Annotated in this window: 20 protein-coding genes and 1 riboswitch; of the genes, 12 read left to right on the forward strand and 8 right to left on the reverse strand. The window is 73.8% G+C overall.

Translation table 11 applies throughout. The annotated features are described in order from the left end of the window. Window positions 1-258: 258 nt before the first annotated feature. The 6 genes from BJ982_RS16555 (at window position 259) to BJ982_RS16580 (ending at window position 7,024) form a co-directional block, all read left to right on the forward strand. Complete coding sequence (locus BJ982_RS16555; protein ID WP_184881069.1) at window positions 259-1,794, forward strand: cobyrinic acid a,c-diamide synthase CobB; 1,536 nt, start codon at window positions 259-261, stop codon at window positions 1,792-1,794. Between the two features lie 98 nt (window positions 1,795-1,892). Next, the gene (locus BJ982_RS16560) at window positions 1,893-2,033 is read left to right on the forward strand and encodes a hypothetical protein (protein ID WP_184881071.1); all 141 of its coding nucleotides are present in this window, start codon (window positions 1,893-1,895) and stop codon (window positions 2,031-2,033) included. A gap of 82 nt (window positions 2,034-2,115) precedes the next feature. Further along, complete coding sequence (cbiE, locus tag BJ982_RS16565) at window positions 2,116-3,321, forward strand: precorrin-6y C5,15-methyltransferase (decarboxylating) subunit CbiE (protein ID WP_184881073.1); 1,206 nt, start codon at window positions 2,116-2,118, stop codon at window positions 3,319-3,321. Window positions 3,322-3,385: 64 nt separating this feature from the next. After that, window positions 3,386-4,162, forward strand: coding sequence for a precorrin-4 C(11)-methyltransferase (gene cobM, locus BJ982_RS16570; protein WP_221482325.1), 777 nt, complete (start codon window positions 3,386-3,388; stop codon window positions 4,160-4,162). Window positions 4,163-4,314: 152 nt separating this feature from the next. Then, on the forward strand, window positions 4,315-4,947 hold the full coding sequence (locus BJ982_RS16575; protein ID WP_239122923.1) for a precorrin-8X methylmutase: 633 nt from the start codon (window positions 4,315-4,317) through the stop codon (window positions 4,945-4,947). Window positions 4,948-5,293: 346 nt separating this feature from the next. Then, window positions 5,294-7,024 carry a precorrin-2 C(20)-methyltransferase gene (locus tag BJ982_RS16580; protein WP_275411675.1) on the forward strand — a complete coding sequence of 577 codons (1,731 nt, stop codon included), beginning with the start codon at window positions 5,294-5,296 and terminating at the stop codon, window positions 7,022-7,024. 148 nt (window positions 7,025-7,172) lie between these two features. Here BJ982_RS16580 and BJ982_RS16585 read toward each other — a convergent pair whose 3' ends face one another. Together BJ982_RS16585 and BJ982_RS16590 are read right to left on the reverse strand one after the other, a co-directional pair. Beyond that, on the reverse strand, window positions 7,173-7,913 hold the full coding sequence (locus tag BJ982_RS16585) for a cobalt-precorrin-6A reductase (RefSeq protein WP_203959009.1): 741 nt from the start codon (window positions 7,911-7,913) through the stop codon (window positions 7,173-7,175). Window positions 7,914-7,954: 41 nt separating this feature from the next. Further along, a complete protein-coding gene (locus tag BJ982_RS16590; protein ID WP_239122907.1) occupies window positions 7,955-9,424 on the reverse strand; it encodes a ferredoxin-like domain-containing protein in 1,470 nt (489 codons plus the stop codon). Between the two features lie 118 nt (window positions 9,425-9,542). After that, window positions 9,543-9,668: riboswitch (cobalamin riboswitch) on the forward strand. 57 nt (window positions 9,669-9,725) lie between these two features. Here BJ982_RS16590 and cobN point away from each other — a divergent pair. From cobN to BJ982_RS16605, 3 genes are all read left to right on the forward strand, one after another. Next, on the forward strand, window positions 9,726-13,478 hold the full coding sequence (cobN, locus tag BJ982_RS16595) for a cobaltochelatase subunit CobN (RefSeq protein ID WP_203959008.1): 3,753 nt from the start codon (window positions 9,726-9,728) through the stop codon (window positions 13,476-13,478). A 254-nt stretch (window positions 13,479-13,732) separates the two neighbouring features. Next, a complete protein-coding gene (locus tag BJ982_RS16600; RefSeq protein ID WP_184881079.1) occupies window positions 13,733-15,577 on the forward strand; it encodes a glycoside hydrolase family 15 protein in 1,845 nt (614 codons plus the stop codon). Window positions 15,578-15,722: 145 nt separating this feature from the next. Then, window positions 15,723-16,331 carry a nucleotidyltransferase domain-containing protein gene (locus tag BJ982_RS16605; RefSeq protein ID WP_376697708.1) on the forward strand — a complete coding sequence of 203 codons (609 nt, stop codon included), beginning with the start codon at window positions 15,723-15,725 and terminating at the stop codon, window positions 16,329-16,331. 4 nt (window positions 16,332-16,335) lie between these two features. Here BJ982_RS16605 and BJ982_RS16610 read toward each other — a convergent pair whose 3' ends face one another. The 5 genes from BJ982_RS16610 to BJ982_RS16630 form a co-directional block, all read right to left on the reverse strand. Further along, window positions 16,336-17,238: a transglutaminase-like domain-containing protein gene (locus BJ982_RS16610; protein ID WP_184881083.1), complete on the reverse strand. Its 903-nt coding sequence runs from the start codon at window positions 17,236-17,238 to the stop codon at window positions 16,336-16,338. A 156-nt stretch (window positions 17,239-17,394) separates the two neighbouring features. Beyond that, window positions 17,395-18,465, reverse strand: coding sequence for a cation diffusion facilitator family transporter (locus BJ982_RS16615; protein WP_184881085.1), 1,071 nt, complete (start codon window positions 18,463-18,465; stop codon window positions 17,395-17,397). Next, window positions 18,458-18,862 carry an ArsR/SmtB family transcription factor gene (locus BJ982_RS16620; RefSeq protein WP_239122905.1) on the reverse strand — a complete coding sequence of 135 codons (405 nt, stop codon included), beginning with the start codon at window positions 18,860-18,862 and terminating at the stop codon, window positions 18,458-18,460. Before BJ982_RS16620 ends, BJ982_RS16615 begins: the two co-directional genes overlap by 8 nt. A gap of 105 nt (window positions 18,863-18,967) precedes the next feature. Beyond that, window positions 18,968-19,552, reverse strand: coding sequence for a carbonic anhydrase (locus tag BJ982_RS16625; protein ID WP_184881087.1), 585 nt, complete (start codon window positions 19,550-19,552; stop codon window positions 18,968-18,970). Window positions 19,553-19,651: 99 nt separating this feature from the next. Continuing rightward, window positions 19,652-20,047: a hypothetical protein gene (locus BJ982_RS16630; protein ID WP_184881089.1), complete on the reverse strand. Its 396-nt coding sequence runs from the start codon at window positions 20,045-20,047 to the stop codon at window positions 19,652-19,654. Between the two features lie 258 nt (window positions 20,048-20,305). Between BJ982_RS16630 and BJ982_RS16635 the strand changes: the two genes are divergently transcribed. Next, the gene (locus BJ982_RS16635) at window positions 20,306-21,517 is read left to right on the forward strand and encodes an esterase-like activity of phytase family protein (protein WP_184881091.1); all 1,212 of its coding nucleotides are present in this window, start codon (window positions 20,306-20,308) and stop codon (window positions 21,515-21,517) included. A gap of 84 nt (window positions 21,518-21,601) precedes the next feature. On the opposite strand, the gene BJ982_RS16640 is transcribed toward BJ982_RS16635, so the two are convergent. Then, window positions 21,602-23,911, reverse strand: coding sequence for a sialidase family protein (locus tag BJ982_RS16640; protein ID WP_184881093.1), 2,310 nt, complete (start codon window positions 23,909-23,911; stop codon window positions 21,602-21,604). Window positions 23,912-24,074: 163 nt separating this feature from the next. Here BJ982_RS16640 and BJ982_RS16645 point away from each other — a divergent pair, with 163 nt between their 5' ends. Together BJ982_RS16645 and asnB are read left to right on the forward strand one after the other, a co-directional pair. After that, window positions 24,075-24,695: a nucleoside/nucleotide kinase family protein gene (locus tag BJ982_RS16645; protein WP_184881095.1), complete on the forward strand. Its 621-nt coding sequence runs from the start codon at window positions 24,075-24,077 to the stop codon at window positions 24,693-24,695. Window positions 24,696-24,786: 91 nt separating this feature from the next. Continuing rightward, window positions 24,787-26,643 carry an asparagine synthase (glutamine-hydrolyzing) gene (gene asnB, locus BJ982_RS16650; RefSeq protein ID WP_184881097.1) on the forward strand — a complete coding sequence of 619 codons (1,857 nt, stop codon included), beginning with the start codon at window positions 24,787-24,789 and terminating at the stop codon, window positions 26,641-26,643. The last annotated feature ends 24 nt before the right edge of the window (window positions 26,644-26,667 follow it).

Raw genomic sequence — 26,667 nt, forward strand, 5'->3', positions numbered from 1 at the left:
CCCAAGAGACCGCCATGCCCACCACCAACCCCCCTGCGGTGACCCACCCAACCTCTACCGCCTCTGGCCTTCCGCTCCTGCCACGGCGGCCGGCCCAAGAGGCCGGCATGCCCGCTGCTGAGGCCCCTGTGGTGACCAGCCCTGCCCCTCCCGTGCCGGAGCCCTCCGTCCCCCTGCCGCCGGTCGTTCCGGGTTTTCGTGTGCCCGGCGTTCCTCTTTCCCGGGTGCGGGTCGCCGGTCCGCTGGAGAGGGGCGGGCATGGTTGAGGTTCCGCGTCTGGTGATCGCGGCGCCGGCGTCAGGGGCCGGGAAGACGACGGTGGCGACCGGGGTGATGGCGGCGCTGGCCGCCAAGGGTGTCGCCGTGTCGCCGCACAAGGTCGGTCCCGACTACATCGACCCCGGCTACCACGCGCTCGCCGCCGGACGGCCCGGCCGCAACCTCGACCCTTGGCTGACCGGCGAGGATCTCCTAGTTCCCCTATTCCTGCACGGCGCGGCGGGCGCGGACATCGCGGTCATCGAAGGCGTGATGGGGCTCTTCGACGGCGCGTCCTTCCCGCGCGGCGCCGTCCCCGGGGCGGACGCCGACCACTTCGCCTCCACGGCGCACGTCGCCCGGGTGCTCGGCGCGCCGGTCGTGCTCGTGGTGGACGTCTCGGCGCAGGCCGGCTCGGTCGCGGCGCTGGTGCACGGCTTCGTGTCGTACGACACCCGGCTCCGCGTCGGCGGGGTGATCCTCAACCGGGTCGGCTCGCCCCGGCACGAGCAGATCTGCCGGGACGCGCTGGACGGCATCGGCCTGCCCGTGCTCGGCGCGATCCCGCGCACCGACATCGCCGGCACGCCGTCCCGCCACCTCGGCCTCGTCCCGCCCGCCGAACGCAGCGCCGAGGCCCTCCGCGCCGTCGCGACCATGGGCGACCTGATCACCGCCACCTGCGACCTGCCCGCGCTGACCGAGCTGGCCAGAAGCGCGCCCCCGCTCACGGCCCGCCCGTGGAATCCCCGTGAGGCGATCGCCACCACGGCCGGCGACCGCGCACCGAGCGGTGTGGCGGCGCCGACGGGCGGCGAGGCGGATGTGGCGGTGCGGCGGGGTGGCAGGGCCGATGTGGCGCAGCGAGCGGGCGGCGAAGGCGATGTGGCGCAGCGGGCGGGGGCCGGTGCGGACGCGTCCCGCTCCCCGGCCCCGCCGGAACGCGAGGTCGTCGTGGCCGTGGCCGGAGGAAAGGCGTTCACCTTCGGGTACGCCGAGCAGGCCGAGCTGATCGCCGCGGCCGGCGCGACCGTCGCCGTGTTCGACCCGCTCACCGACGAGCGGCTGCCCGAGGGCACCGCCGCCCTGGTGCTACCCGGCGGCTTCCCCGAGGTGTACGCGGGGGAGCTGTCGGCCAACGAGCCCCTGCGCCGGGCGGTGGCCGCGTTCGGCGGCCCCATCGCCGCCGAATGCGCCGGGCTGCTCTACCTCTGCCGCGAGCTGGACGGCCGTCCCATGTGCGGAGTGGTGGACGCGACCGCGGCCATGACGGACACGCTGACGCTCGGCTACCGCGGCGCCGTGGCCGTACGCGACTCGGTGCTGACCCGCGAGGGCGAGCGCTACCACGGGCACGAGTTCCACCGCACCCGCGTCACGCCCGCCACCGGCGACCGCCCCCTCTACCGATGGCGGGAAGGCGCCGACGGGTTCGGCGGCCCACGGCTGGCGGCCTCGTACCTGCACCTGCACTGGGCGGGCAGCCCCCACCTGGCGCTCCGCCTGGTGGCCGCGGCCCGGAACGGTGAGCTATGAGCGGTTCCGCGGCGACAGCGGCGATCAGCGCGCCCTGGGACGGCGCTTGTGAGCCCCGCCGTGGTGATCGGCATGGGGATCGCCCTGGGGGGTGTGCCGTGAGCCGCACCGTGGTGATCACCATGAGGGTTGCCCTGGGGTGGTGTCTTGTGAGCCGTGCCGTGGTGGTCGCGTACGAGGGGTCGGTCGTGAAGAACCTGGTCAGGGCCGCCGGAGTGCCCTCGGGTGGTGTGGTGTGAGCCGGGCCGTAGTGGTCGCGTACGAAGGGTCGGTCGTGAACAGCCTGGTCAGGGCCGCCGGAGTGTCCAGGGGTGGTGTGCTGTGAGTCGGGCTGTGGTCGTGGTCGGGATCGGTGCGGACGGGTGGGGTGGGCTCGCGGAGCAGGCGCGTCGGGAGATCCGCGCGGCGGACGTTCTCATGGGCGGTGCCCGGCAGCTCGCCCTGGTCCCGGACACCGGCGCGGAGCGCGTGACATGGCCCTCCCCGATGCTCCCCGCCGCCTTCCGCCTCATCGCCGAACGCGAGGGCAAGGCGGTGTGCGTGCTGGCCAGCGGCGACCCGATGCTGTACGGCGTCGGCGGGACGCTGGTGCGGACACTCGGACCCGGGCGCGTGCGCGTGCTGCCGCACCCGTCCGCGGTGTCGCTGGCCTGCGCCCGCATGGGATGGCCGGTCGAGGACACGCCGGTCGTCAGCCTGGTCGGCCGTCCCGCCGAACTGCTGAACCGCGCGCTGCGCCCGTCCGCCCGCGTGCTCGTCCTGAGCGCCGGCGCCGCCACCCCCGGCGAGGTGGCCCGCCTCCTCGCCGCCCAGGGGTACGGCCGCAGCCTGATGACCGTGCTCGAACGGCTCGGCGCGCCCGAGGAACGCCTGGTCGAGGGCCTGGCCGCGACGTGGGACGCCGCCGTGGACCCGCTGAACGTCATCGCTCTCGAATGCCGGGCCGACCCGGGGGTGACCGCGCCGCCGTGCGTGCCCGGCCTGCCCGACGAGGCGTTCGAGCACGACGGCCAGCTCACCAAGCGGGAGGTGCGCGCGGTGACGCTGTCCCGGCTCGCCCCCCGGCCCGGGGAGACGCTGTGGGACGTGGGCGCGGGCGCGGGCAGCGTCGCCGTCGAGTGGATGCGCGCCCACCCCTCCTGTACGGCGATCGCCGTCGAGTCCCGCGCCGACCGGGCCGAGCGGATCGGGCGCAACGCCCGCGCGCTCGGCGTCCCCGGCCTGCGGGTCGTGCACGGCACGGCCCCCGAGGCGCTGGAAGGGCTGGACCCGCCGGACGCGGTGTTCGTGGGTGGCGGGAGCACGGCGCCGGGCGTCCTTGCCACCTGCTGGGACGCGCTCGCGCCCGGAGGCAGGCTCGTCGTCAACGCGGTCACCGTGGAGTCGGAGGCCGTCCTCGCCTCCTGGCACGCCCGCCTCGGCGGCGACCTGCTCCGCCTGGCCGTCCACCGCGCGGGCCCGGTCGGCGGCTTCACCGCCTGGCGTCCCGCGATGCCCGTGACCATATGGACGGCGGTCCGGCCGTGAGCCGGCCGCGGCAGGGCGGGCGGCTGCGGCGGTTCGTGCGGGACCTGCGAGAACACGCGAGAACATGCGAGAACTGGGAGGCGTCGTCGTGACGGTCCACTTCATCGGGGCGGGGCCGGGCGCGGCCGATCTCATCACCGTGCGCGGGCGCGACCTGATCGCCTCCTCGCCGGTGTGCTTGTACGCCGGGTCGCTGGTGCCCAAGGAACTGCTCGACCACGCGCCGCCGCGCGCCCGGCTCGTGGACACCGCGCGGCTGAACCTCGACGAGATCGTGGCCGAGATGCTCGCCGCGCACGCCGACGGGCTGGACGTGGCGCGGCTGCACTCCGGCGACCCTTCCATTTACAGCGCGATGGCCGAGCAGATGCGCAGGCTGGACGCGGCCGGGGTGCCGTACGACGTGACGCCCGGCGTCCCGGCCTTCGCCGCGGCGGCCGCCTCGCTGCGCCGGGAGCTGACCGTGCCCGGGGTCGGCCAGACGGTCGTGCTGACCCGCACCTCCGCCCGTGCGACCCCGATGCCGCCCGGTGAGGACCTGCCGGCGCTCGGGCGGAGCCGGGCCACGATGGTGCTGCACCTGGCCGTCCAGCGCGTGGACGCCGTGGTGGAGGAGCTGATCCCGAACTATGGTGCCGACTGCCCCGTGGCCGTGGTCGCCCGCGCCAGCCGCGACGACGAGGTGATCCTGCGCGGCACGCTGGCCGACATCGCCGGGCAGGTGAAGGAGGCCGGGGTACGGCGCACGGCCGTGATCGTCGTCGGCGGGGTGCTCACGGCGTCGGAGTTCGTCGACAGCCACCTGTACTCGGCGGCCCGGGATCGCGGAGAGCACCCATGAGCCCCGAGAAGACCGCCGCTCCCGGCAGGCCGGTGGCAGGGCCCGCCGCCCCTGGCGGTCCCGTGACGGCGCCCGCCGCTCCTGGCGGTCCCGTGGCAGGGCTCGCCGCTCCTGGCGGTCCCGTGGCAGGGCCCGTCGCTCCTGGCGGTCCGGTGGCGGAGCCGTACGGCTACGTGCGCGACGGTGCGGAGATCTATCGCCGCTCGTTCGCGACCATCCGCGCCGAAGCCGACCTGGCGGGCGTGCCCGACGACGTCGCGCGGGTGGCCGTGCGCATGATCCACGCCTGCGGCATGGTGGACCTCGTCCGGGATCTCGCCTGGTCGCCCGGCGTGGTCGCCACCGCGCGGGCCGCGCTGCTCGCCGGCGCGCCGATCATGTGCGACGCCACGATGGTCGCCGCCGGCGTGACCAGGTCCCGGCTGCCCGCGGCCAACGAGGTGGTCTGCACGCTGGGCGACCCCCGGGTGCCCGAGCTGGCCCGCCGCCTCGGCACCACCCGCAGCGCCGCCGCGCTGGAACTGTGGCGCGACCGCCTCGCCGGCGCGGTCGTCGCCGTCGGCAACGCGCCAACCGCCCTGTTCCGGCTACTGGAACTGATGGACGAGGGCGGTGGACGGCCCGCCGCCGTCCTCGGCCTCCCGGTCGGTTTCATCGGAGCCGCCGAGTCCAAGCAGGCCCTGGCCGATTACGGCGACCTCCCATACCTGGTCGTCCACGGCCGCCGCGGCGGAAGCGCACTGGCAGCGGCAGCCATCAACGCGATCGCAACCGAGAAAGAGTGAACGCGCAATGAACGCCGAACCACAACCCGAACCCCGCGAGAACGAGCCCCGAATCGACGTCCCCCGAAGCGTCCAGATCCGGGGTGGCGAGGCTCGGGGAAGCCAAGATTGGGACGGCGGAGTCCAGGGTGACGAGGTCGGGGGCGGCGAGGCCCGGGGTAGCCAAGATTGGGACGGCGGAGTCCAGGGTGGCCAGGTCGGGGGCGGCGATGCCCGGGGCGGCGAGGTCGGGGGCGGCGACGCCCGGGGTGGCCAGGTCGGGGGCGGCGAGGTTCAGGGGGGTCAGGGGCGAGGGGGCGGGATTCGGGATGGTGAGATTCGGGATTGTGGGGTTCTGGGCGGTGGGGTGCCGGCGAAAGGGTGGTTGCGCGGGGTCGGGGTGGGGCCGGGGGATCCGGAGTTGGTGACCGTCAAGGCCGCCCGGGTCATCGGCGCGGCCGAGGTGATCGCCTACCACAGCGCGCGGCACGGGCGCAGCGTCGCGCGGGCCGTCGCCGCGCCGTACCTGCGGGACGGGCAGATCGAGGAGGCCCTCGTCTACCCGGTCACGACCGAGACGACCCGGCACCCGGGCGGGTACCAGGGCGCCATCGACGAGTTCTACGAGGACTGCGCCCGCCGCCTCGCCGCCCATCTCGACGCCGGGCGCGACGTCGTCGTGCTCTGCGAGGGCGACCCGTTCTTCTACGGCTCGTACATGCACATGCACAAGCGGCTCGCGCACCGCTACCCGACCGAGGTCGTGCCCGGGGTCACCTCGGTGAGCGCCGCCTCGGCGGTGCTGGGCCGTCCGCTGGTCGAGCGCGAGGAGTCCCTGACCGTCCTGCCCGGCACGCTGCCGCCGGACACGCTGGCCGCGCGCATGGCCGAGCCCGGCTCCCTGGCGGTGCTCAAGCTCGGCCGCACGTTCCCCGCGGTCCGCGACGCGCTCGACCGCGCGGGCCGCCTCGGCGAGGCCTGGTACGTCGAGCGCGCCACCAGCGACCGGCAGCGCATCGCCCCTCTCGCCGAAGTGAACCCGGCCGAGGTCCCGTACTTCTCACTCGCGATCATCCCCAGTAGGGCCGGTGCCCGTCTCCCCACCGCCACCCCGGCGCCGGGCGAGGCGAGCCACGGCGGCACGGTGCCGTACGGGACGCATCATGGCGAGGCGGAGCGGCGCGAGTCGGTCCCGTTCTCGGCCGAGCAGAGCCGTGGCGAGGTGGAGCGGCGTGAGGTGGTGCCGGTTCCGGTCGAGCAGGGGAGCCATGGCGGAGCGGTGGCGTATGGGGAGGTAGAGCTGCGGGGGCCGGGGTCGGTTCCGGACGGGCAGGTGGGTCGGGGGGACGTGCGGCGGGGGGAGGTGGCCGTTGTGGGGCTTGGGCCTGCGGGGCAGGCGTGGCTGACGCCTGAGGCACAGGACGCGCTGGCCCGTGCCGACGACCTCGTGGGGTACGGCCCGTACCTGGACCGGGTGCCGCCCAACCCGCGTCAGCGGCGGTACCCGTCCGACAACCGCGTGGAGGCCGAGCGCGCCGCCCACGCCCTGGAACTGGCCGGGGCAGGCTCGCGCGTGGCCGTCGTCTCCTCAGGTGACCCGGGCGTCTTCGCCATGGCGGCGGCGGTGCTGGAGGTGGCGTGCGAGCCGAGGTTCGCCGACGTGCCGGTGCGCGTGGTGCCCGGGCTGACCGCGGCCCAGGCGGTCGCCGCCCGCGCGGGCGCGCCGCTCGGCCACGACTACTGCGTCCTGTCCCTGTCCGACCGGCTCAAGCCCTGGGACGTCATCGCCGCCCGCCTGACCGCCGCCGCCCGCGCCGACCTCGTGATCGCCATCTACAACCCGGCCTCACGCGCCCGCCGCCGGCAGGTGGAGGCGGCCCGCGACCTGCTACTGCGGCACCGCGCCCCGGACACTCCCGTCGTGGTCGGGCGCGACGTCGGCGGCCCCGCCGAGAACGTCCACATCACGACCCTGGACAAGCTGGACGTCAACGACATCGACATGCGCTGCCTGCTACTGATCGGCTCCTCAACAACCCGCCACGCCACCCGAAACGGCGGCCCTGCCGTCTACACCCCCCGCCGCTACCCGGCCTGATCTGACGTGCCGCGCCTCGCCATCCGGGTATCCCTGGGAAGACCGAGCCGCCGGTGCCGGGACGGTTCGAGTGCTGTGTTCGCGAGTGGGTGGGAGGGGCGTGAGTCCGTCGGGTAGTTGCGTGACGACGCGAGTTCGACCCGGGTGCTCACAGCAAGGTACGCACCCAGGCGAGTGCGGCCTCCACGGTCTCGGCCACGCGGCAGTCCGGTAGCGGCGGGCGGCGTACGACGACGACCGGCAGGCCGAGATCCCGGGCGGCGGCCAGTTTGGCCACGGTCATCGTCCCGCCGCTGTCCTTGGTCACCAGGACGTCGATCCGGTGCTCGCGCATCAGCGACCGCTCGCCGTCCGGGGTGTACGGCCCGCGGTCCAGGATGAGGTGGTGGCGCGCGGGCAGGGGCGGCTCGGGCGGGTCCACCGTGCGGATCAGGAACCACAATGCGTCCAGGCCCGCGAACACGGGCAGGCCCTGGCGGCCGGTCGTCAGGAAGACCCTGCGGCCCAGGGAGGGCAGGGACGCGGCGGCCTCCTCCAGCGACCGCGCCCAGTGCCAGTCGTCCCCCTTCTCGGCGCGCCAGCCCGGACGCCTGAGCACCAGCAGCGGGACCCCGGCCTGTTCGGTGGCCCGGACGGCGGAGACGGTGATCCGCTCCGCGAAGGGGTGCGTGGCGTCGACCACCGCGCGTATGCGCTGGTCACGAAGCCATGCGGCCATCAGCTCCGGGCCGCCGAACCCGCCGACGCGGACCTCGCCCTCCGGCAGCCGCGGGTCGCTCACCCGCCCGGCCAGCGACGAGACCACGCGCACCTCCGGACGGCCCGCGAGCGCCGCCGCCAGCCGCCGCGCCTCCCCCGTGCCGCCGAGTATCAGCACCCCCGCCGTCACCGCGCCTCCTAATGCATCTCGCGCATGAGCACGAAGCTCCGTCAGCGCGCCTCGCGGGCCGCGGTGACGGCGGCGGCGACGTCCTCGATGTCCGCGGCGCGCACGCTCCCGCCTCCAGCCTCGACCCGGTACCCATCCCCAGTGGCCACCACCAGCACGGCATCCCCGCTCGGCCGCCCACACCGACGCTCACACCCCACCCAGTGCACCGGCAGCGGCACGCCGCGAGGACCGGCGGCCTCGACTGTGGCGGGGCCGGGACCGCCCTGTGGGGTGAAGTAGGTGGTGGCGGCCTGGTGGGTGGCTTGGGCGGCGTCGGACTGGACGTCGGAGAGGGACTTCTCGCATCCTGGCCGCCCGGCGCAGGATGACACCCCGCTCCATGGGGAACGCGGATCGGTGACCAGCCCGGCCTCCTCCGACCGCGATCGACACTGCTCCGCGTCCTCCGGGGCCAGTCCGGGCACGATCACGCCGCGCCACGGCGTCAGCCGCACCTCGCCCGACCCCACGCGCGCCGCCGCCGCCAGCACGGCCGTCTGCGCGGCCGTCAGCCGTCCGAGTGGCGGCATGACGACGAGCGCCACCCGCCCGTCGGCCTGCGGCATCAGCCCGAGTAGCGGGGCACCCGGCTCCCGGGGGAGTACGGCCTCACCTGCCGCAGCGCGACCCGGTGCCGAAGATCGAGGGGGCGCGGGGAGGCGCGTGGTGATCGCTTCGGGGCCGTCGGTCAGTTCCGCGACGCGCCAGGCGGCGGAACCCCGCGCCGCGCGCTCGGCGAGGAACGCCTCCGCGGCGTCGATCATGAGGTTCACGGCCTCGTGCGGCCCCGCCCGCAGACCGGTGTCCCGCCCGGCCAGCAGAACCACGCCCTGGACGGATACGGCCGGCTTACTAGCGGACGCGGCCGGCTCGTGAGCGGACGTGGCGGGCTCGTGCATGGATGTGGCCGGCTCGTAAGCGGGTGCGGGCGGCCGGTGAGGGGAGCGGAGCGGAGACTCAGCGGATGCGGGGACCGACAGGGGGATGTACGCGATGTCGGCGGGGAGGTGGGCGACGTCGCCGCGGCCGTCGTCCAGGGTGAACAGGAAGCGGCCGGGGAGTTCGGCGAGGGCCGGGCGGGAGACCAGCATGGCGTCCAACTCACGGACCAGCGGGGCGATTTCCAGGAGCCCGCGGCCGTCCAGCCCCGCCAAGGGGGAGGCCAGGATGTTCCGCACCCGTTCGTGCGTGGCCGAAGGGAGGAGGCCGGCGGCGGCCATCCGCTCGGCGAATCGTGCCGCGGCCGGGCCGGTGAGCCCGCGTACCTGCACGTTCGCCCGCGAGGTCAGCTCGACGACCCCCGAGCCGAGGTCCGCCGCCGCCGCGCCGAGTTCGCGCAGCCGCCTGGCCGTGAGCAGCCCTCCCGGGACGCGGACCCGGGCCACGGCGCCGTCCGCCGCGGGATGCGTCTGCAGGGCACCGGGACAGGCGTCCCGCCGCGCCCGCTCGGGAAAGTCCACGACCTCCACGCCGAGGATCGTAACCCCAGACCCGAGCGCCGTGGAGCGGAGCATCCCGCCTAGAGGGCGCGGCCGATTTCGCCATGGGCGGTGGTGGCGTGGTCTGATAGGGGCGACGGCGTTATGGAGGAAGCCGGTGTGAGTCCGGCGCGGTCCCGCCACTGTTACCGGGGAGTCAACCCCACCTGAAGGCCACGGCCCGGCGACGGGCGGGAAGGCCGGGGTGAAGCGCCGATCCGGGAGCCAGGAGACTCCGAGCCGTGTATGGACCCGCTACCCGGGGCGCGGACCCCGAGTGAGGAAACGTGCCGTGCGCGAACTCCCTGTTCTGCTGCTGTCCACCTCCGACACCGACCTGCTCAGCGCGCGCGCGAGCGGTCTGCCGTACCGGCTCGGCAACCCCGCCCGGCTGGCCCCCGCCGACCTTCCTCCTCTGCTGGAGGGCGCCGGGCTCGTGGTCGTCCGCCTGCTGGGCGGCCGGCGCGTCTGGGAGGAAGGGCTGGACGCCGTGCTGGCCGGGCCCCGCCCGGTCGTGGTGCTCGGCGGTGAGCAGGCTCCCGACGCCGAGCTGATGGAGCTGTCCACGGTGCCGGGCGGCGTGTGCGCGGAGGCGCACGCCTACCTGGCCCACGGCGGCCCGGCGAACCTGGCCGAGCTGCACCGCTTCCTGTCCGACACCGTCCTGCTGACCGGCCACGGCTTCGCCCCGCCCACCCCCACCCCGAGCTGGGGCGTCCTGGACCGCCCGCGACCGTCGGGGGCGCAGGGTGTACGACCCGCGGGGGCGAACCAGACGCTGGGCGCCCATGCTCAGGATGCGTCGTCTGAGGAAGGGCAGGGGGCATGGTCTGCGGAGGGGCAGGGGACGCGGCCTGTGGAGGCGCACGAGGAGCGGCCGCTGGTGGGGGTGCTTTATTACCGGGCGCATCATGTGGCGGGGAACACGCGGTTCGTTGAGGTTTTGTGTGACGCCGTTGAGGAGGGTGGGGGGCGGGCGTTGGCGGTGTACTGTGCGTCGCTGCGGGCACCGGAGCCGGGGCTGCTGGAGGTGCTGGCTCAGGTGGACGCGCTGGTGGTCACCGTGCTCGCGGCGGGAGGTACGCGGCCCGCGACCGCGTCGGCGGGGGGTGACGACGAGGCGTGGGACGTGGGGGCGCTGGCGAGGCTGGACGTGCCCGTCCTGCAGGGGCTGTGCCTCACGGGGGACCGCGCGACGTGGCTGGAGAGCGACGACGGCCTGTCGCCGCTGGACGCCGCCTCGCAGGTGGCCATCCCGGAGTTCGACGGGCGGATCATCACCGTCCCCTTCTCGTTCAAGGAGATCGACGCCGACGGCCTGCCCGTCTACGTGGCCGACCCCGAGCGCGCCGCCCGGGTCGCGGGCATCGCGGTCCGGCACGCCGCGCTCCGGCACGTGCCCCCGCCCGCGAGGCGGGTCGCCGTGATGCTGTCGGCGTACCCGACCAAGCACGCCCGCATCGGCAACGCGGTCGGTCTCGACACGCCCGCCAGCGTCGTACGGCTGCTGGCCGCGATGCGGGACCAGGGGTACGACATCGGGGCCGCGGGCGAGATCCCCGGCGTGGCGGAGGAGGACGGCGACGCGCTGATCCACGCGCTCATCGCCGCGGGCGGCCAGGACCAGGACTGGCTGACCGAGGAGCAGCTCGCCGGCAACCCCGTGCGCGTCTCGGCCGCCCGCTACGGCGCCTGGTACGCCACCCTGCCCGAGGATCTGCGCACCCGCATGGAGCGGCACTGGGGCCCGCCGCCGGGCGAGCTGTTCGTCGACCGTTCCCGCGACCCCGGGGGCGAGATCGTTCTGGCGGCGCTGCGCGCCGGCAACGTCGTGGTGATGGTGCAGCCGCCGCGCGGGTTCGGCGAGAACCCCATCGCGATCTACCACGACCCCGACCTGCCGCCGAGCCACCATTTCCTGGCCGCCTACCGCTGGCTGCGCGACGGCTTCGGCGCGCACGCCGTCGTCCACGTCGGCAAGCACGGCAACCTGGAGTGGCTCCCGGGCAAGTCGGCCGGCATGTCGGCCTCCTGCGGCACCGACGCCGCGCTCGGCGACCTGCCGCTCATCTACCCGTTCCTGGTCAACGACCCCGGCGAGGGCACGCAGGCCAAGCGCCGCGCCCACGCCGTCCTGGTGGACCATCTCGTGCCGCCGATGGCCCGCGCCGACGGCTACGGCGACATGGCGCGCCTGGAGCAGCTCCTGGACGAGCACGCCTCGATCGCCGCGATGGACCCGGCCAAGCTGCCGGCGATCCGCGCCCAGATCTGGACGCTGATCCAGGCCGCGCGCCTGGACCACGACCTCGGGGTGGCGGACCGGCCGCACGACGCCGAGTTCGACGACTTCCTGCTGCACGTGGACGGGTGGCTGTGCGAGGTCAAGGACGTGCAGATCCGCGACGGGCTGCACGTGCTCGGCCAGGCCCCGGAGGGACGCGCCCGCGTGGACCTCGTGCTGGCCATGCTGCGGGCCCGGCAGATGTGGGCGGGCGGCGTCGCGCTGCCGGGCCTGCGCGAGGCGCTCGGCCTCACCGAGGACGGCGCCGCCGGGCGCGCCGAGACCGACAGGGCCGAGGGCCTGGCGGCGGCCCTGGTCGAGGGCATGGAGGAGCGCGGCTGGGATCCGGCCGCGGCGGCCGAGGTGTGCGCGTCCGTCCTCGGCGCCGTGGAGGAGACGCGGGACGCCGTGGTGCGGGTGCTGGAGTTCGCGGCCACCGAGGTCGTGCCGCGGCTGGCGGGGACGGCCGGCGAGATCGGGGCGGTGCTGCACGCTCTGGACGGCGGGTACGTCCCGGCGGGGCCCAGCGGTTCGCCGTTGCGCGGCCTGGTCAACGTGCTGCCGACCGGCCGCAACTTCTACTCGGTGGACCCGAAGGCGGTGCCGAGCCGGCTCGCGTGGGAGACGGGGCAGGCGATGGCCGACTCCCTGCTCGCCCGCTACCGCGCCGACACCGGCGAGTGGCCCCGTTCGGTCGGCCTGTCCATCTGGGGCACCAGCGCCATGCGGACGGCGGGGGACGACGTGGGGGAGGTGCTGGCCCTGCTCGGCGTCCGCCCGGTGTGGGACGAGGCGTCCCGGCGGGTCACGGGCCTGGAGGCGGTGCCCGCCGCTGAGCTGGGCCGTCCCCGCGTGGACGTGACGGTCCGCATCAGCGGGTTCTTCCGTGACGCGTTCCCGCACGTCGTGGCCATGCTGGACGACGCCGTCCGGCTGGCGGCCGCGCAGGACGAGCCGGAGGAGCTGAACTACGTGCGCGCGCACGTGCGGGCCGACCGGGCCGTGCACGGCGACGAGCGGCGCGCCACCACGCGCATCTTCGGCTCCCGCCCGGGTGCGTACGGGGCGGGGCTGCTGCCGCTCATCGACAGCCGGAACTGGCGCGACGACGCCGACCTGGCCGAGGTGTACGCGGTGTGGGGCGGTTTCGCGTACGGCAGGGACATGGACGGCGTCCCGGCGCGCCCGGACATGGAGTCCGCCTACCGGCGCATCGCGGTGGCCGCCAAGAACGTGGACACGCGCGAGCACGACATCGCCGACTCCGACGACTACTTCCAGTACCACGGCGGCATGATCGCCACGGTCCGCGCCCTGACCGGCCGCGCGCCGGCCGCGTACGTCGGCGACAGCACCCGCCCGGACGCCGTGCGCACCCGCACGCTGTCGGAGGAGACGGCGCGGATCTTCCGCGCCCGGGTGGTGAACCCGCGCTGGGTGGCGGCGATGCGACGGCACGGGTACAAGGGGGCGTTCGAGCTGGCGGCGACGGTCGACTACCTGTTCGGCTACGACGCGACGACGGGCGTGGTGGCCGACTGGATGTACGACAGGCTCGCGGCGGTGTACGTGCTGGACCCGGAGAACCAGGCGTTCCTCGCCGAGTCCAACCCTTGGGCGCTGCACGGCATCGCCGAGCGCCTGCTGGAGGCGGCGAGCAGGAACATGTGGGAGCACCCGGACCCGGACCTCCTAAGCGCCCTCCAGGAGGTCTACCTGAAGGTCGAGGGCGATATCGAGGGCGGCGGCGGACCGGCGTGAACCGGGGCGCGTGTGGTGCTCTTCCCGGGTAAAGGCGGATGCGTGGGGACCGGGCGGCAAAATGCTTTCGTAAGCAATATGTGAAAGCGCGAATATCTGCATTCCACCGTATTCGGCCGCCTTTTCCGGTGACCCGTCGGCGTCCGGAGTATTGGGCGCCTTACGCGGCGCCGCCTCCGGCCGTTCAGCGAGGAGCGGCGGGGGTGGGGCGGTGAAGCCGCGCGGGGCGGGGAAGAATCGTTGTCGGGGGCGTGATGACGAGGACTCCGATCGCCGACTACGCGTTGCTGTCCGACCGCCATTCGGCGGCGCTGGTCTCGCGGCACGGCTCGGTGGACTGGCTGTGCCTGCCGCGCTTCGACAGCCCGTCGGTGTTCGGGGCGATCCTGGACGACGCGGCCGGCCACTGGTCCATCGGCCCGTCCGGCCCGCGGAAGGTGTCGCGGCGGTACCTGGACGGCACGATGGTGCTGGAGACGACGTTCGAGACCGCGACCGGCACGCTGGTGCTGACCGACGCCATGGTCGTCGGCGAGAATCCCGACGTGCACCGTCTCGGCGCGGGCGCGCCCCACGTGCTCGCCCGCCGGGCCGCCTGCACGCGCGGCACCGTCCGCGTCGAGCTGCGCTACGCCCCGCGATCCGAGTACGGCCAGGTCGTGCCGCTGTTGTGCGAGATCCCCGGCGGGGTGAGCTCCCGGGGCGGCCCCGACCGGCTGACGATGTCGACACCGGTCGGGTTCAACCTGGAGGGCCAGGAGGCCGTGGCGACGGTCGCGATGGAGGAGGGCGCCCGCCTGTGCTTCGCGCTGCACCGCGGCGACGCCTGCGCGGAGGCGCCGCCCGTCTGGGACCAGGCGCGGATCGCCGAGGCGATCGAGACGACGGCGCGGGCCTGGCGGCGCTGGGCCGAGGCCCACCAGCGCTACGACGGCCCCTACCGCGACCTGGTGGGCCTGTCCGGGCGCGTGCTGCAGGCGCTGAGCTACCAGCCGACCGGCGCGATCGTGGCGGCGCCGACCACCTCGCTGCCGGAGAGCCCCCAGGGTGAGCGCAACTGGGACTACCGCTTCTCCTGGATCCGGGACGCCAGCTTCACGATGGAGGCCCTGTGGGTCGCGGCCTGCCCGGACGAGGCGGGCGACTTCCTCGACTTCATGACCACCGCCGCCGCGAGCTACGAGCCGCAGCGCGCCCTGCAGATCATGTTCGGCGTCGGCTGCGAGCACGACCTGACCGAGCGTGAGCTGCCCCACCTGCGCGGATGGCAGGACAGCAGGCCGGTGCGCGTCGGCAACGCGGCGTGGACGCAGCCCCAGGTCGACGTCTACGGCGAGCTGCTGGCCGCCGTCCACCTCCTGGTGGACCAGATCGGGACGCTGGACCGGGAGAGCCGCGCCTTCCTCGTGTCCCTGGCGGACGCCGCCGCGGGCCAGTGGCGTGAGCCCGACCACGGCATCTGGGAGATCAGGGGCGAACCCCGCCACTACCTGTACTCCAAGCTGATGTGCTGGGTGGCCCTGGACCGCGCCCTCGACCTCGCCCCCCGGCTGGACGCCGCCGGGCGCACGGGCCCCTGGCGGACGGCGCGCGAGGAGGTGCGGGAGGCGATCCTGCGGCAGGGCTGGGACGAGGGCTTGGGCGCGTACACGCAGGCGTTCGGCTCGTCGGTGCTGGACGCGTCCGCGCTGATGATGCCGATCGTCGGCTTCGCCCCGGCGCGCGACCCGCGGATCCGGGCCACCATCGGCGCGATCGCCGAGCACCTGACCGACGAGGACGGCCTCGTGTACCGCTACCGGGCCGCCGACGGGCTGGCGGGCGAGGAGGGGCCGTTCCTGATGTGCACGTTCTGGCTGGCCCACGCGCAGGCCCTGGCCGGGTGGCGGGACCTGGCGCGCGAGACCTTCGCGCGGGCGGCGGGGTTCGCCAACGACGTGGGGTTGCTGTCGGAGGAGGTCTGCCCGCGGACCCGCCGGCTCCTCGGGAACTTCCCCCAGGCGTTCAGCCACATCGGCCTGGTCAACGCCGCGTGGGCCATCGACCAGGCGGAACGGGAGGCGCGGGGAGGGCGCTCCGGGAAGCGTCTCGACCTGTGACCCCCGGCGCGCCGGTTGGTCAGGCCGCCGCATCGTATGCGATCCGGCGAAGCGCCTGGTGGATTCGCGAGACTTCTCCGGTATGACGCGGGATTCCGCAACCCGTGAACACAGAAGTGACTCAGGCGCGAGGATGGGCCGCATGATGCGGAGGGAGACGCCGTGGGGTGCTTGGGACCCCGCGTCGCTTTCGGAAGCGGTCGCGATGTTCTCGACCCTGCGCACCCCGTGGTGGATCGCCGGCGGATACGCCATCGAGCTCGCGGTGGGACGTCCGTTCCGTGATCACTCGGACGTCGACGTGCTGCTGCTCCGGCGCGATCAGCTCGCCGCCCACAAGGCGCTGCCCTCCTGGGAGCTGTGGGCGGCCGACCCGCCCGGCGTCCTGCGGCCCTGGACGGCGGGCGAGATCCTGCCGGGGACGGTGCACGACGTCTGGTGCCGCCCGGGCCCCGTCGACCCCTGGCGCGTCCAGGTCATGCTGGACGAGTCGGACGGCCGCGACTGGATCTCCCGCCGCGACCAGCGCGTGCGCATGCCGATCGGCGAGGTCGGCCGCGTCTCCGCGGAGGGCGTCCCGTACCTGGCGCCCGAGGTCCAGCTCTTCTACAAGGCGAAACGCCCGCGCGCCAAGGACGAGCAGGACTTCGGCGAGACCCTGCCGGTGCTCGGCCCCGGCAGGCGGCGCTGGCTGGCCGAGGCCATCTCCCTCGCCTACGGCGACCATCCCTGGCTCGCCCGGCTGCGCGGGTGAGCGGTCACGCGCCGAGGTCGATGGCCCGCACGCCCGAGTAGGTCGTGTAGGACGTGATCGTCCGGGGCGTGCGCAGACCGGGGTTGGCGAGGAACAGCTGCCGCAGCCGCGAGAACGGCCCTCCCCGGCTCTCGGCCTCGGCCACGCCGTCGAGCAGCCGCGTGTCGGTGTCGTCCAGGTGCAGGCGCTCCGAGAGGTTCCAGCCGTCCCAGGGCAGCACCTCGACCTTGTTCAGCGCCGCCAGGTCCCGCACGACGTTGCCCTGCACCAGGTCCAAGCCCGACAGGCCGACGACGGAGACCCCGAACGCGTCCGGGTCGGCCCGTCCCTCCCGGCAGGCGCGCCAGGCGTCGCCCGCGACCAGGAAGCGGTCGCGGGGCACGTCCGCCGGGTCGAACGCGATCGTGAAGGCCTCCATGACCTGCGGGCTGGGAAGCTGGGCGTCCACCAGCGTCCATCCCTTGTCGCGGTCCCAGTACTCGGTCACCCAGTGGTCCTCGTAGCGGTCGGGGACCAGGTAGGTCGCGAAGCCGCAGCGGACGCGCGCGGGCGTGCCGGTGGTGCGCAGCAGGGAGCACAGGCCCAGTGCGAAGTCCCGGCAGGTTCCGGCGAACCGCCGCCCGGGGGCGCGGGGCGCCGTGAGGGGCCTGTCGTCCAGCTCGGTGACGATCCGCAGGATCGCGGAGACGTAGCGCGTCTCGGCCTCGTTCCTGCGGTGCTCCGGCAGCGTGAACCCGAACAGCCACCCCTCTTCCCTGTGGACGAGCAGGTCGCGGACCAGTCGTGCCAGCGCGGCCGGTTCGGTGGGAATGCCGTCCAGCCTTGACAGGTCGCCGGGGTCGCTGAAAACGCTGTGGGCGAGATAAAAGGCCGGCTCATCCGCTTCGAGAGCGCGCGCGTCGGTCATGGTTCGCCTTCCCTCGCTAGGTGCACCGTCACGGACCGGCCTTAGCTTGACGGTAATTAATGGAGAATGTCCACCATTTCACCGACAGCTGCGAAATTACGCGGGTAGATCGGGGTGGCCGAACCGGATATATGTGCTGGTGGTCATAGCGAGCGGTCAGGGGCGTTCCGGGGAGGAGGATGCGTGATCGTTACGGTGCGTGGGGCCGTGCGGGTCGGCGCAGTGCGCGTCGGCGCGCCCGATCGTGAGCAGCTCCGGCGTCGCGTGGTCGACCTGCAGCGTGGTGTGGTCGATGCCGTACTGGTCGTGGACCAGCCGCTCGGCCGCGATCCGCACGCCGTGACAGTCGGCGCCCGGCTCGACCAGGATGTGCGCCGACAGCGCGGCGTACCCGGAGGTCACCTCCCAGATGTGCAGGTCGTGCACCTCCACGACGTGTTCGAGCGACGCGGCCTTCCTGCCGATCTCGGCGGGGTTCATGCCCGCGGGCGCGGCCTCCATGAAGACCCGGCCCGAGTCGCGGACCAGGCCCCAGCCCGCCTTGAGCATCAGCGCGGCCACGACGAGGGCGGCGACGGCGTCGGCCCTGGTCCAGCCGGTGGTCCACACGACGATTCCGGCCACGGTCGTGGCCATGAACGCGTACAGGTCGTTGAGGATGTGCTGGAAGGCGCCCTCGACGTTCAGGCTGGACCTGTCGGCCTTCCTGAGCAGCATCGTCGCCCCCACGTTGACGGCGATGCCGGCGAGCCCGGTGAAGACGACGTACGCCCCCTCGACCTCGGGCGGGGAGATCAGCCGGACGACGCCCTCGTACACGAAGTAGGCGGCGAGCAGCAGCAGCGTGATGCCGTTGATCTGGGCCGAGACGATCTCGGCGCGCTTGAGGCCGTAGGTGAAGCCGCCTCGCGGGGGACGCTGGGCGATCCGCATCGCGACGAGCGCGAACACGATCGCGATCGCGTCGGTCAGCATGTGGCCGGCGTCGGAGATCAGCGCCAGCGAGCTCGCGATGAAGCCGATGACCACCTCGACGGCCATGAAGGCGACGATCAGCGCGAGCGCGCCGCTCAGGTAGCGCCGGTCGGAGTCGGCGCCGAACCCGTGGCCGTGCCCGTGTCCCTGCCCGTGTCCCTGCCCCTGTCCGTGTCCGTGGCCCTGCCCGTTCTCGTGCTCCGGCTTCGGCCCTCGGCCCTTGGGCTCGGAGCGCGCGGCCCGGTCAGCCATCGCCGGCCTCCTTCTCGGTGTGCCTGGAGTGGGTGATCGCCAGGTCGAAGAGCATGCGGACGTGGGAGTCGGCGAGCTGGTAGTACGCCATGCGTCCTGACCTGCGCACCTTGACCACCCGGTGCATGCGCAGCAGCCGGAGCGCGTGCGAGGCCCCGGACATGCTCTGCCCGGTGGCGGCGGCGAGGTCGCACACGCACATCTCACCGCCCTCCAGCAGCGCGGCCATCATGCGGAGCCGGCCGGGGTCGGCGAGCAGGCCGAAGACCTCCGCCAGGTCCTGCACCGTCTCCTCGGAGGGGAGGGACTCGCGGACGGACGTCACACGGTCGGCGTCCACGATCGGGGTGGTACAGGCGTCGGGGTTCATCACTACGACATTTGCACGATCCTTCATATATGGAAGTGTAGGAATCAGGCCGCTCCTTGTCGACCTCCGGGCGCGAAGAGCCGTGCCGCACCACCTCGCGCGGTGCGGCACGGCCCGGGACGCGGCCGTGGCTCACAGGGGAGTGAACGCCCCCGTCTCCGGCTGGAAGTTGGACACGACGCCGGTGTCGACGTCGTAGTACCAGCCGTGCAGGCGCAGCCGCCCGCTCGCGACGCGCCGGGCCACCCGCGGGTAGCGGCGGAGCTTGTCGAGCTGGGCGACCAGGTGCGCGCGGCCCGGCTCCTCGCCGCCGGTGACGCGCGCCTCGCGCCAGCGGTGGGTCTGCAGCAGCCACCAGCGCGTGGTGGGCGCCGAGCGCAGCGTCCAGGAGCGGACCCTGCCCTGGACCGCGCCGCAGCGGGTGTGGCCGCAGACGATGAGGTCGCGAACGCCGAGGATGTTCACGGCGTACTCGATGGTGGCGGCCTCGGCGGTCAGCCGGCCGAGCCGGTAGGGCGGGATGATGTTCCCGGCCGTGCGCAGCTCGAACAGCTCGCCGGGCCGCGCCCCGGTGATCAGGGACGGGATGACGTGGGCATCGGAGCAGGTGACGAACATCGCTTGCGGCGAGATGCCTTCTTTGAGGGGGGCCGCCTGTTCTCGCCCGCCGCTGACCTTGCGGTGGAACATGCGGGCATGGTCGATCAACGACTGCATGAGGAGCACTCCTTCGTGCTGATGACGGGACGGGCAGGGGGAGACCGGCCGGACGCCCGAGGCGAGTCCGGCCCCCGCGTGGCGCGGGAGGCCCGTCGATCAGCAGCGGAAAACGGGCAGCCGCGGCCCTGTCGGCCGCGCCCTCCGCAGGGCGAAGGCGCCCGCTCCGGACGTCCCCGCCAGAGACGCCGTCTCGGCGACGGCTCTCGCTCTCTGCGGTGGGGGCCCGCCGTTGCGCGACGGCGGTGGGGAAGACTTGTGCCAGCCCGCGGCGCCCGGCTGTTCCCACGGCTTCGGGCACCCGTCGTGGTCGGCGTCCTCGGGAAAAGAGGCGGGGGACGGGACGGGGGCCGTCGGCGCGGGCGCCTGCGCGACGAGCGCGAACGGCTCGGACCGGAACGCGGGCGAGCCGGAGGCTTCGGCGCCGGGGGCGACGCCGTGGACGAGCAGGACGGCGGCGGTCACGGCCAGCAAAGCGCGTAGAACCGCCGTCATCGCAGATCGTCGCTCCGTCAACGCATCGCCCCGCTACTTATAGCATGCAGTTGATTACGAATAGTAGTCGAAGGGTCGTGTCACGTACATTGGCTGTTTGGCAAAGGTGCTGGTCACGCTATGGATATGGGAGATCGGCGCGGCGGACACCGTCCCGTGCCCGATGTTTCCGCTAATGCGGCTTTTGATCGCGAGCCTGCACCCGCGGGTCATCCGTTGTTGTGCCCGGCTTCACCGAACGTCCCTAGCGTGGCGGCCATGAGAAAAACCATGATCGGGCTGGGCGCCCTCGTCCTGGCGCTGAGCATGACCGCTCCCGCCTTCGCCGACCAGGGCGGCGACGGCCGGGGCGGGCACGGCGGCTCCTTCGGCCGCGCCACCCTGACCGGCTTCGCCTCCCTGCCCGCCGAGACCTTCGTGCCCGGCAGCGAGCCCTCCGGCGGCCAGATCGGCACCGCCCCGATCAACGGAGTCACCCCGCCGTTCCCCGGCCAGCCCGTCCAGGGCTTCAGCGGCGTCCTGCGCCGCCGCGACGGCACCTTCGACGTGCTGTCCGACAACGGCTACGGCGCCAAGGCCAACAGCGCCGACTTCCTGCTGCGCGTCCAGCGCCTGGCGCCCGACCTGCGCACCGGCAAGGTGCGCGTCATCGGCGGCGTCGACCTCACCGACCCCAAGGGCCGGGTCCCCTTCGCGCTCACCCGCGCCGACAGGAAACTCACCGGCGCCGACTTCGACGTCGAGTCGATCGTCGCGGGCGACGACGGCACCTACTGGATCGGCGACGAGTTCGGCCCGTTCCTGCTCCACTTCTCGGCCACGGGCGTCCTCCTGGACGCGCCGATCCCGCTGCCCGGCGTCAAGGCCCCGGAGAACCCCGACCTCAACGGGGGACAGCCGAACCTGGGCGGCAGCAAGGGCTTCGAGGGCATGGCCCGCTCGGTGGACGGCCGCACGCTCTACCCGATGCTCGAAGGCACCGTCGCGGGCGACCCGGCGGGCACGCTGCGGATCAACGAGTTCGACCTGCGCGCCCGCTCCTACACCGGCCGCCGCTGGACGTACCGGTTGGAGGACCCGGCCAACTCCATCGGCGACCTCATCGCGGTGGACCGCCACCGCTTCCTGGTCATCGAGCGCGACAACCTGCAGGGCGACGCCGCCAGGACCAAGAAGGTCCACCTCATCGACGTCCGCGACCGCGACCGGGACGGCTACGCCGACAAGACCCAGGTCGCCGACCTGCTCGATCTGGCGAACCCGCGCGGCCTCGGCGGGTCCGGCCCGGCCTTCCGGTTCCCGTTCCAGACGATCGAGGACATCGTGCTCCTCGACGACCGCACGATCGCCCTGCTGAACGACAACAACTTCCCCTTCTCCAACGGCCGCACCCCTGGCCGCCCCGACCCCAACGAGTTCATCACCGTAAAGCTGACGCGCGGCCTCGACGCCCATCCCCGCGCCCTGTGACCGGCCGCTGAGCGGCCGCCCCGCGGTTCGCGTCCGGGAAGCCCCCGCCGGCTCGTACGACGGGGGCTCTTCCATGCCGTCCCGTCACGCTCCGGGGGGTGTGGCCGTCACGCGGGTCCACTCGACGCGGCACTGCGCCGCGTTGCCTCCGGAGGTGCCCGTCACCCAGTGGGTGACCTGGGGGCTTTCCCGGCTGTCCTGCACCACCCAGGTGGCGCCGGTGTCGGCGCCGTCCCGGTAGAGGCGGGCCACGCCCGAGGAGCCCACCGTGACCCGCCACGTGGCCGGCGCGGCGGCCGTGGCCGTGGCGTGCACCCGTTCCCACACCCGCGAGCCCTTGCGCATGCTCCACACCCCGCCGCGCTGGACCGTCAGCATGAGCCGCCGGTGCCCGTTGGCGACCTTCGCGCCCAGGCTCACGCCCTCGCCGCCGTCGGGGTCGAGCGCGCTGTCGTCGTCCACCCGCCCGCGGAACTCCAGGGTGAAATCGCAGCCGAGGGCCACGTCGAGCCCGACGGAGGCGCTGGAGCCCCGGGCGGTGGCGCTGCGCAGGCGCAGCGCCCCTCCCACGACCTCGGCGGCGCCGCCCGCGCCGTTGAGCGTCCAGCCCGCGAAGGAGTCCCAGGAGCCCGCCGCGAGGACGTCCACGACCTCCACGGCCTCCACCAGGGCCTCGGCGGGCCGCGCGGCCGTGCCCGAGCACCACACCGACACCTGGGGCGACTCGCGGGAGGCCGCGACCACCCAGCGGGCCGGGGTCTGCGCGCCGTCGCGGTACAGGACGGCCTCGCCCGCCGCGCCGACCGTCACCTGCCAGGTGTGGGACGCGGCGGTGTCGATCTCCGTGGCGTGGACCCGCGTCCAGCCGGGCGTGCCCTGGGCGAACGAGTACACCCCGTCGGCCTGGAGGGCCAGCATGAGCCGCCGGGCGCCGGTGGCGACCTTCAGCGCCGTCCCCGCGCCCGCGCCCGTGGTCGGGTCCAGCGCCCCGTGCCCGGCGACCCGCGCCTTGATCGACGCCGCGAACGCGCCGGCGGGGCCGTACGGCTGCGAGACGCCGGAGAAGCCGGGCTCGGGGCCGGGCGCGGCGTTGACCAGGCGCAGGCCGCCGGAGCCGTCCGCCTCGGCGGCGCCCCCGCCCGGGGTGACCGTCCAGGCGGACAGGTCGCCGAAGCCGCCGCCGACGCCCGTGAACGACGCGCCGGCGTCGAGCGAGGCGACCATGATGTCGGTCTGGTTGTGCTCCCAGGTCACGAAGAACCGGCCGGGGGCGTACTCGTCGGCGCTCGCGTACACGTCCCAGCCGCGGGCGGCGCCGCTGGTCAGGCGGGCGCCGTCGGCGAACAGCCGCCCCGGGCCCCACGGCGCGCCCGGCCGCTTGATCTTGTAGCAGAGGACCTCGCGGTACTGGTCGGGCTTGCTCGCGCCCGACCCCGTGAAGGGCCCGGCCATCGTGTTGTAGATCGCCAGGTAGGCGCCCGAGGAGTCCCTGGTGAGGAGCCCTTTGACGTAATAGTTGGGGATGTCCGGGTCGAAGGTCACCGGGGACCAGGTGAGGCCGCCGTCCCTGCTCGTGCAGGTGACCGCGTGCACGGCGTGGGTGCGGTAGTAGGCGTCCCGCTGGGCGGGGGAGGAGCCGCCCCTGAGGTCGAGCGGGCGGGCCGTCATGACCAGCACGCCGGGGTCGTCGTGCGAGACGACGACCTGCGGCTCCTCGATCGAGCCGACGCCGGGCGGGTTGGCGGTCAGCGCGCCCGGCCGCCAGGTGGTCAGGTCCGTCGAACGCAGCACGCCCGCGCGGTTGGCGCCGCCCGAGGACTGCCAGAACGGCAGCACCCACACCCCCTGATACCTGATCGGCTTGCCGGCGAGCACGACGCCCCGGCTGTTGGCCGGCACCTCGACGCCCACCGGGAAGTCGCGCCACGTCCGGCCCGCGTCGGTGCTCCGCTTGGCGACCATGGTCACCGGGAAGCCGTCGACGTCGCCCTCGCGATCGCGGTCGGCGGCGACGGTGATGCGGCCGAGCAGGGCGTAGAGGGTTCCCGCGTCGTTCAGGAAGATCACGTAGTGGTAGCGGTGCGTGGCGGTCGCCGCGGCGAGGGTGCCGTTCGTCCAGGTGGCGCCGCCGTCGGTGGAGCGCGCGAACAGGATGGACCCCTGGTCGGTCGCGGCCGGGTCCCGCGCGTCTCGCAGGCCCGCGCGCCAGGCGACGACCAGGGTGCGCGCGTCCGGCGCCACGATGTCGGGGACCCGGTTGCCCTCGTGGGCCAGCTCGCCGCCCGCGGAGGTGCTGACCTTGGAGTACACGACGACGGGACGGCCGACCGCCGCTCCCGCGACGTCGGCCTCCGGCCATGATCGGACGGACTGAGGGGTGTCGCCGGCGCTCATGCCTAGAGCCAACACGACCACCGGGCCCGGCGCGGGCGGACCGCCGCGCGTTAACCGGCTGTTCATGGTGATACGCCGGGATTCGTCCGGTCTTGGGCTGCGAGGTCGGCTCAGTCGGGCTGCTCCCCACGGGGGTGGGTGCGGGATCGGTAAGGATGGAGACGTGCAGCTTCGCCCGATCACTTTCGAAGGGCTCGTCGAGGAACTGGCCGACCGCGTCGCGCGCGCGCCCGGACGGACGCGCGTGGCGCTGGACGGCGCGCCGGCGGCCCGGCCCGAGGCGCTGGCGGACGCGCTGGTGGGGCCGTTGCGCCTGCGGGGGCGCGAGGTCGTGCGGGTGTCCGCGTCCGACTTCCTGCGCCCGGCCTCGCTCCGCTTCGAGTACGGCCGCACCAACCCGGACGCCTTCTACGAGGACTGGCTGGACCAGGGGGCGCTCGCCCGCGAGGTGCTCGGCCCGCTGGAGCCGGGCGGGTCCGGCAAGATCCTGCCGACCCTCTGGAACAGCGCGACCGACCGGGCCACCCGCGCCCCGTACGTCACCGTCCCGCCGCACGGCGTCCTGGTCATGGACGGCGTGCTGCTGCTCGGCCGCGGGCTGCCCTTCGACCTCGCCGTGCACCTGTGGCTCACGCCGGGCGCGCTCGCCCGCCGCACGCCCGGGGACCGGCGCTGGACCCTGCCCGCGTACGCCCGGTACGAGGAGGAGACCGGGCCGCGCGATCTCGCCGACGTGGTCGTCCGCGTCGACGATCCCCGGCACCCGGCGATCGTCGTCGGCTGACCGCCGGAGACCGGCCGGGCATACATGAGGCCTCACATGCCGTTTGACCTGGTAAGACGCTTTTCTCCGGATGAGACGTGGGGTCGGCGAAATGTGCGGAATCTGCGGATGGGTGGGCTACGACAGGGACCTGACCGAGTCGCGGGACACCCTGCGAGGCATGACGGAGCAGATGGCCTGCCGGGGCCCGGACGACGAGGGAATGTGGCTCTCGCCACACGGCGCCGTCGGCCACCGGCGGCTGGCGATCATCGACATCGAGGGCGGACGCCAGCCGATGATCGCCGACGAGGACGGCGGCGAGCCGGTCGTGCTCACCTACAGCGGCGAGGTCTACAACTTCACGGAACTACGCGAGGAGCTGGAGGAGCTGGGCCACCGCTTCCGCACCCGCAGCGACACCGAGGTCGTCATCCGGGCCTACCTGGAATGGGGCCCCGGGTTCGCCGCCCGGCTGAACGGCATGTACGCCATGGGCATCTGGGACACCCGCACCGAGCAGATGCTGCTGGTCCGCGACCGGATGGGCATCAAGCCGCTCTACTACTACCCGACCCCCGACGGCGTGCTGTTCGGGTCCGAGCCCAAGGCCATCCTCGCCAACCCCCTGTGCCGCCCGGCCGTCGACGCCGACGGCCTGCGCGAGCTGCTCTCCTTCGTCAAGACGCCCGAGCACGGCATCTACCAGGGCATGTACGAGGTGCGCCCCGGATCGGTCGTCACCGTCGGACGCCACGGTGTGGCCAAGGAGCGGTACTGGCGGCTGGAGTCCCGCGAGCACACCGACGACGTGGAGGCGACCGTCGCCACCGTCAGAGGGCTGCTGGACGACATCGTCGAGCGTCAGCTCATCTCCGACGTCCCGCTGTGCACGCTGCTGTCGGGCGGCCTGGACTCCAGCGCGGTCACCGCGCTCGCCGCCAACGCCCTGCACCGGTACGACGAGGGCAAACTGCGCTCGTTCGCCGTCGACTTCGTCGGCTACGCCGAGAACTTCAGCCCCGACGCGATGCGCGACGCCCCCGACACGCCGTTCGTCCACGACCTCGTACGGCACCTCGGGGAGCTCGGCGTCGAGCACGCCGACATCATCCTGGACTCCGGCGACCTCATGGACCGCGAGGTGCGCTCGGCCGTGCTGCGGGCGCGCGACATGCCCACGGGCATCGGCGACATGGACAGCTCGCTCTACCTGCTGTTCAAGGCGATCCGCGGCCACTCGACCGTCGCGCTGTCCGGCGAGTCCGCCGACGAGGTGTTCGGCGGCTACCGCTGGTTCCACGACCCGCAGGCCGTGCACTCCGGCACCTTCCCCTGGCTGGCGGAGGGCAGCGGGCACCGCTTCAGCGCGCTGGAGGACGTGCTGAGGCCGGAGCTGGCCCGTGAGCTGGACGTCCCCGGCTACCGCGCCGCGCGCTACCGGCAGGCGCTGGACGAGGTGCCCCGCCTGCCCGGCGAGACCGGGCTGGAGGCGCGGATGCGCGAGATCAGCTACCTGCACCTCACCCGGTTCGTCCAGATCCTGCTGGACCGCAAGGACCGGATGAGCATGGCGGTGGGCCTGGAGGTCCGCGTCCCGTTCTGCGACCACCGGCTGGTGGAGTACGTGTTCAACGCGCCGTGGGCGATGAAGACCTTCGACGGGCGGGAGAAGAGCCTGCTGCGCGCGGCCGTGCGGGACGTGCTGCCCGCCTCGGTGCTGGAGCGCCGCAAGAGCCCCTACCCCTCGACGCAGGACCCCGCCTACGAGAAGGCCCTGCGGGACCGGACCGCCCGCGTCCTGTCCGGCCACGTGGCCGCCGAGCGACTCGTGGACGTGGGCAAGGTCCGCGCCATGCTGGAGGCGCCGCAGGACGAGGTCAGCCGGCACGACGTGCGCGGGGCGCTGGAGGGCTTCCTGCAGTTCAACGCCTGGCTGGCCCGGTACGGCGTGCGGGTGGACCTGTAGGGATCCTGGCACGCCGGGCACCCG

The organism is Sphaerisporangium siamense, assembly GCF_014205275.1.
Lineage (GTDB): Bacteria > Actinomycetota > Actinomycetes > Streptosporangiales > Streptosporangiaceae > Sphaerisporangium > Sphaerisporangium siamense.

What these genes read in the sequence shown, in the direction of transcription:
- BJ982_RS16635 (WP_184881091.1), top strand. Translation starts at nt 20,306, where the DNA reads ATGAGAAAAACCATGATCGGGCTGGGCGCCCTCGTCCTGGCGCTGAGC.
- BJ982_RS16600 (WP_184881079.1), top strand. Translation starts at nt 13,733, where the DNA reads ATGACGAGGACTCCGATCGCCGACTACGCGTTGCTGTCCGACCGCCAT.
- BJ982_RS16555 (WP_184881069.1), top strand. Translation starts at nt 259, where the DNA reads ATGGTTGAGGTTCCGCGTCTGGTGATCGCGGCGCCGGCGTCAGGGGCC.
- BJ982_RS16630 (WP_184881089.1), bottom strand. Translation starts at nt 20,047, where the DNA reads ATGACGGCGGTTCTACGCGCTTTGCTGGCCGTGACCGCCGCCGTCCTG.
- BJ982_RS16625 (WP_184881087.1), bottom strand. Translation starts at nt 19,552, where the DNA reads ATGCAGTCGTTGATCGACCATGCCCGCATGTTCCACCGCAAGGTCAGC.
- BJ982_RS16615 (WP_184881085.1), bottom strand. Translation starts at nt 18,465, where the DNA reads ATGGCTGACCGGGCCGCGCGCTCCGAGCCCAAGGGCCGAGGGCCGAAG.
- BJ982_RS16610 (WP_184881083.1), bottom strand. Translation starts at nt 17,238, where the DNA reads ATGACCGACGCGCGCGCTCTCGAAGCGGATGAGCCGGCCTTTTATCTC.
- BJ982_RS16640 (WP_184881093.1), bottom strand. Translation starts at nt 23,911, where the DNA reads ATGAGCGCCGGCGACACCCCTCAGTCCGTCCGATCATGGCCGGAGGCC.
- asnB (WP_184881097.1), top strand. Translation starts at nt 24,787, where the DNA reads ATGTGCGGAATCTGCGGATGGGTGGGCTACGACAGGGACCTGACCGAG.
- BJ982_RS16620 (WP_239122905.1), bottom strand. Translation starts at nt 18,862, where the DNA reads ATGAAGGATCGTGCAAATGTCGTAGTGATGAACCCCGACGCCTGTACC.
- BJ982_RS16605 (WP_376697708.1), top strand. Translation starts at nt 15,723, where the DNA reads ATGCGGAGGGAGACGCCGTGGGGTGCTTGGGACCCCGCGTCGCTTTCG.
- cobM (WP_221482325.1), top strand. Translation starts at nt 3,386, where the DNA reads ATGCGAGAACTGGGAGGCGTCGTCGTGACGGTCCACTTCATCGGGGCG.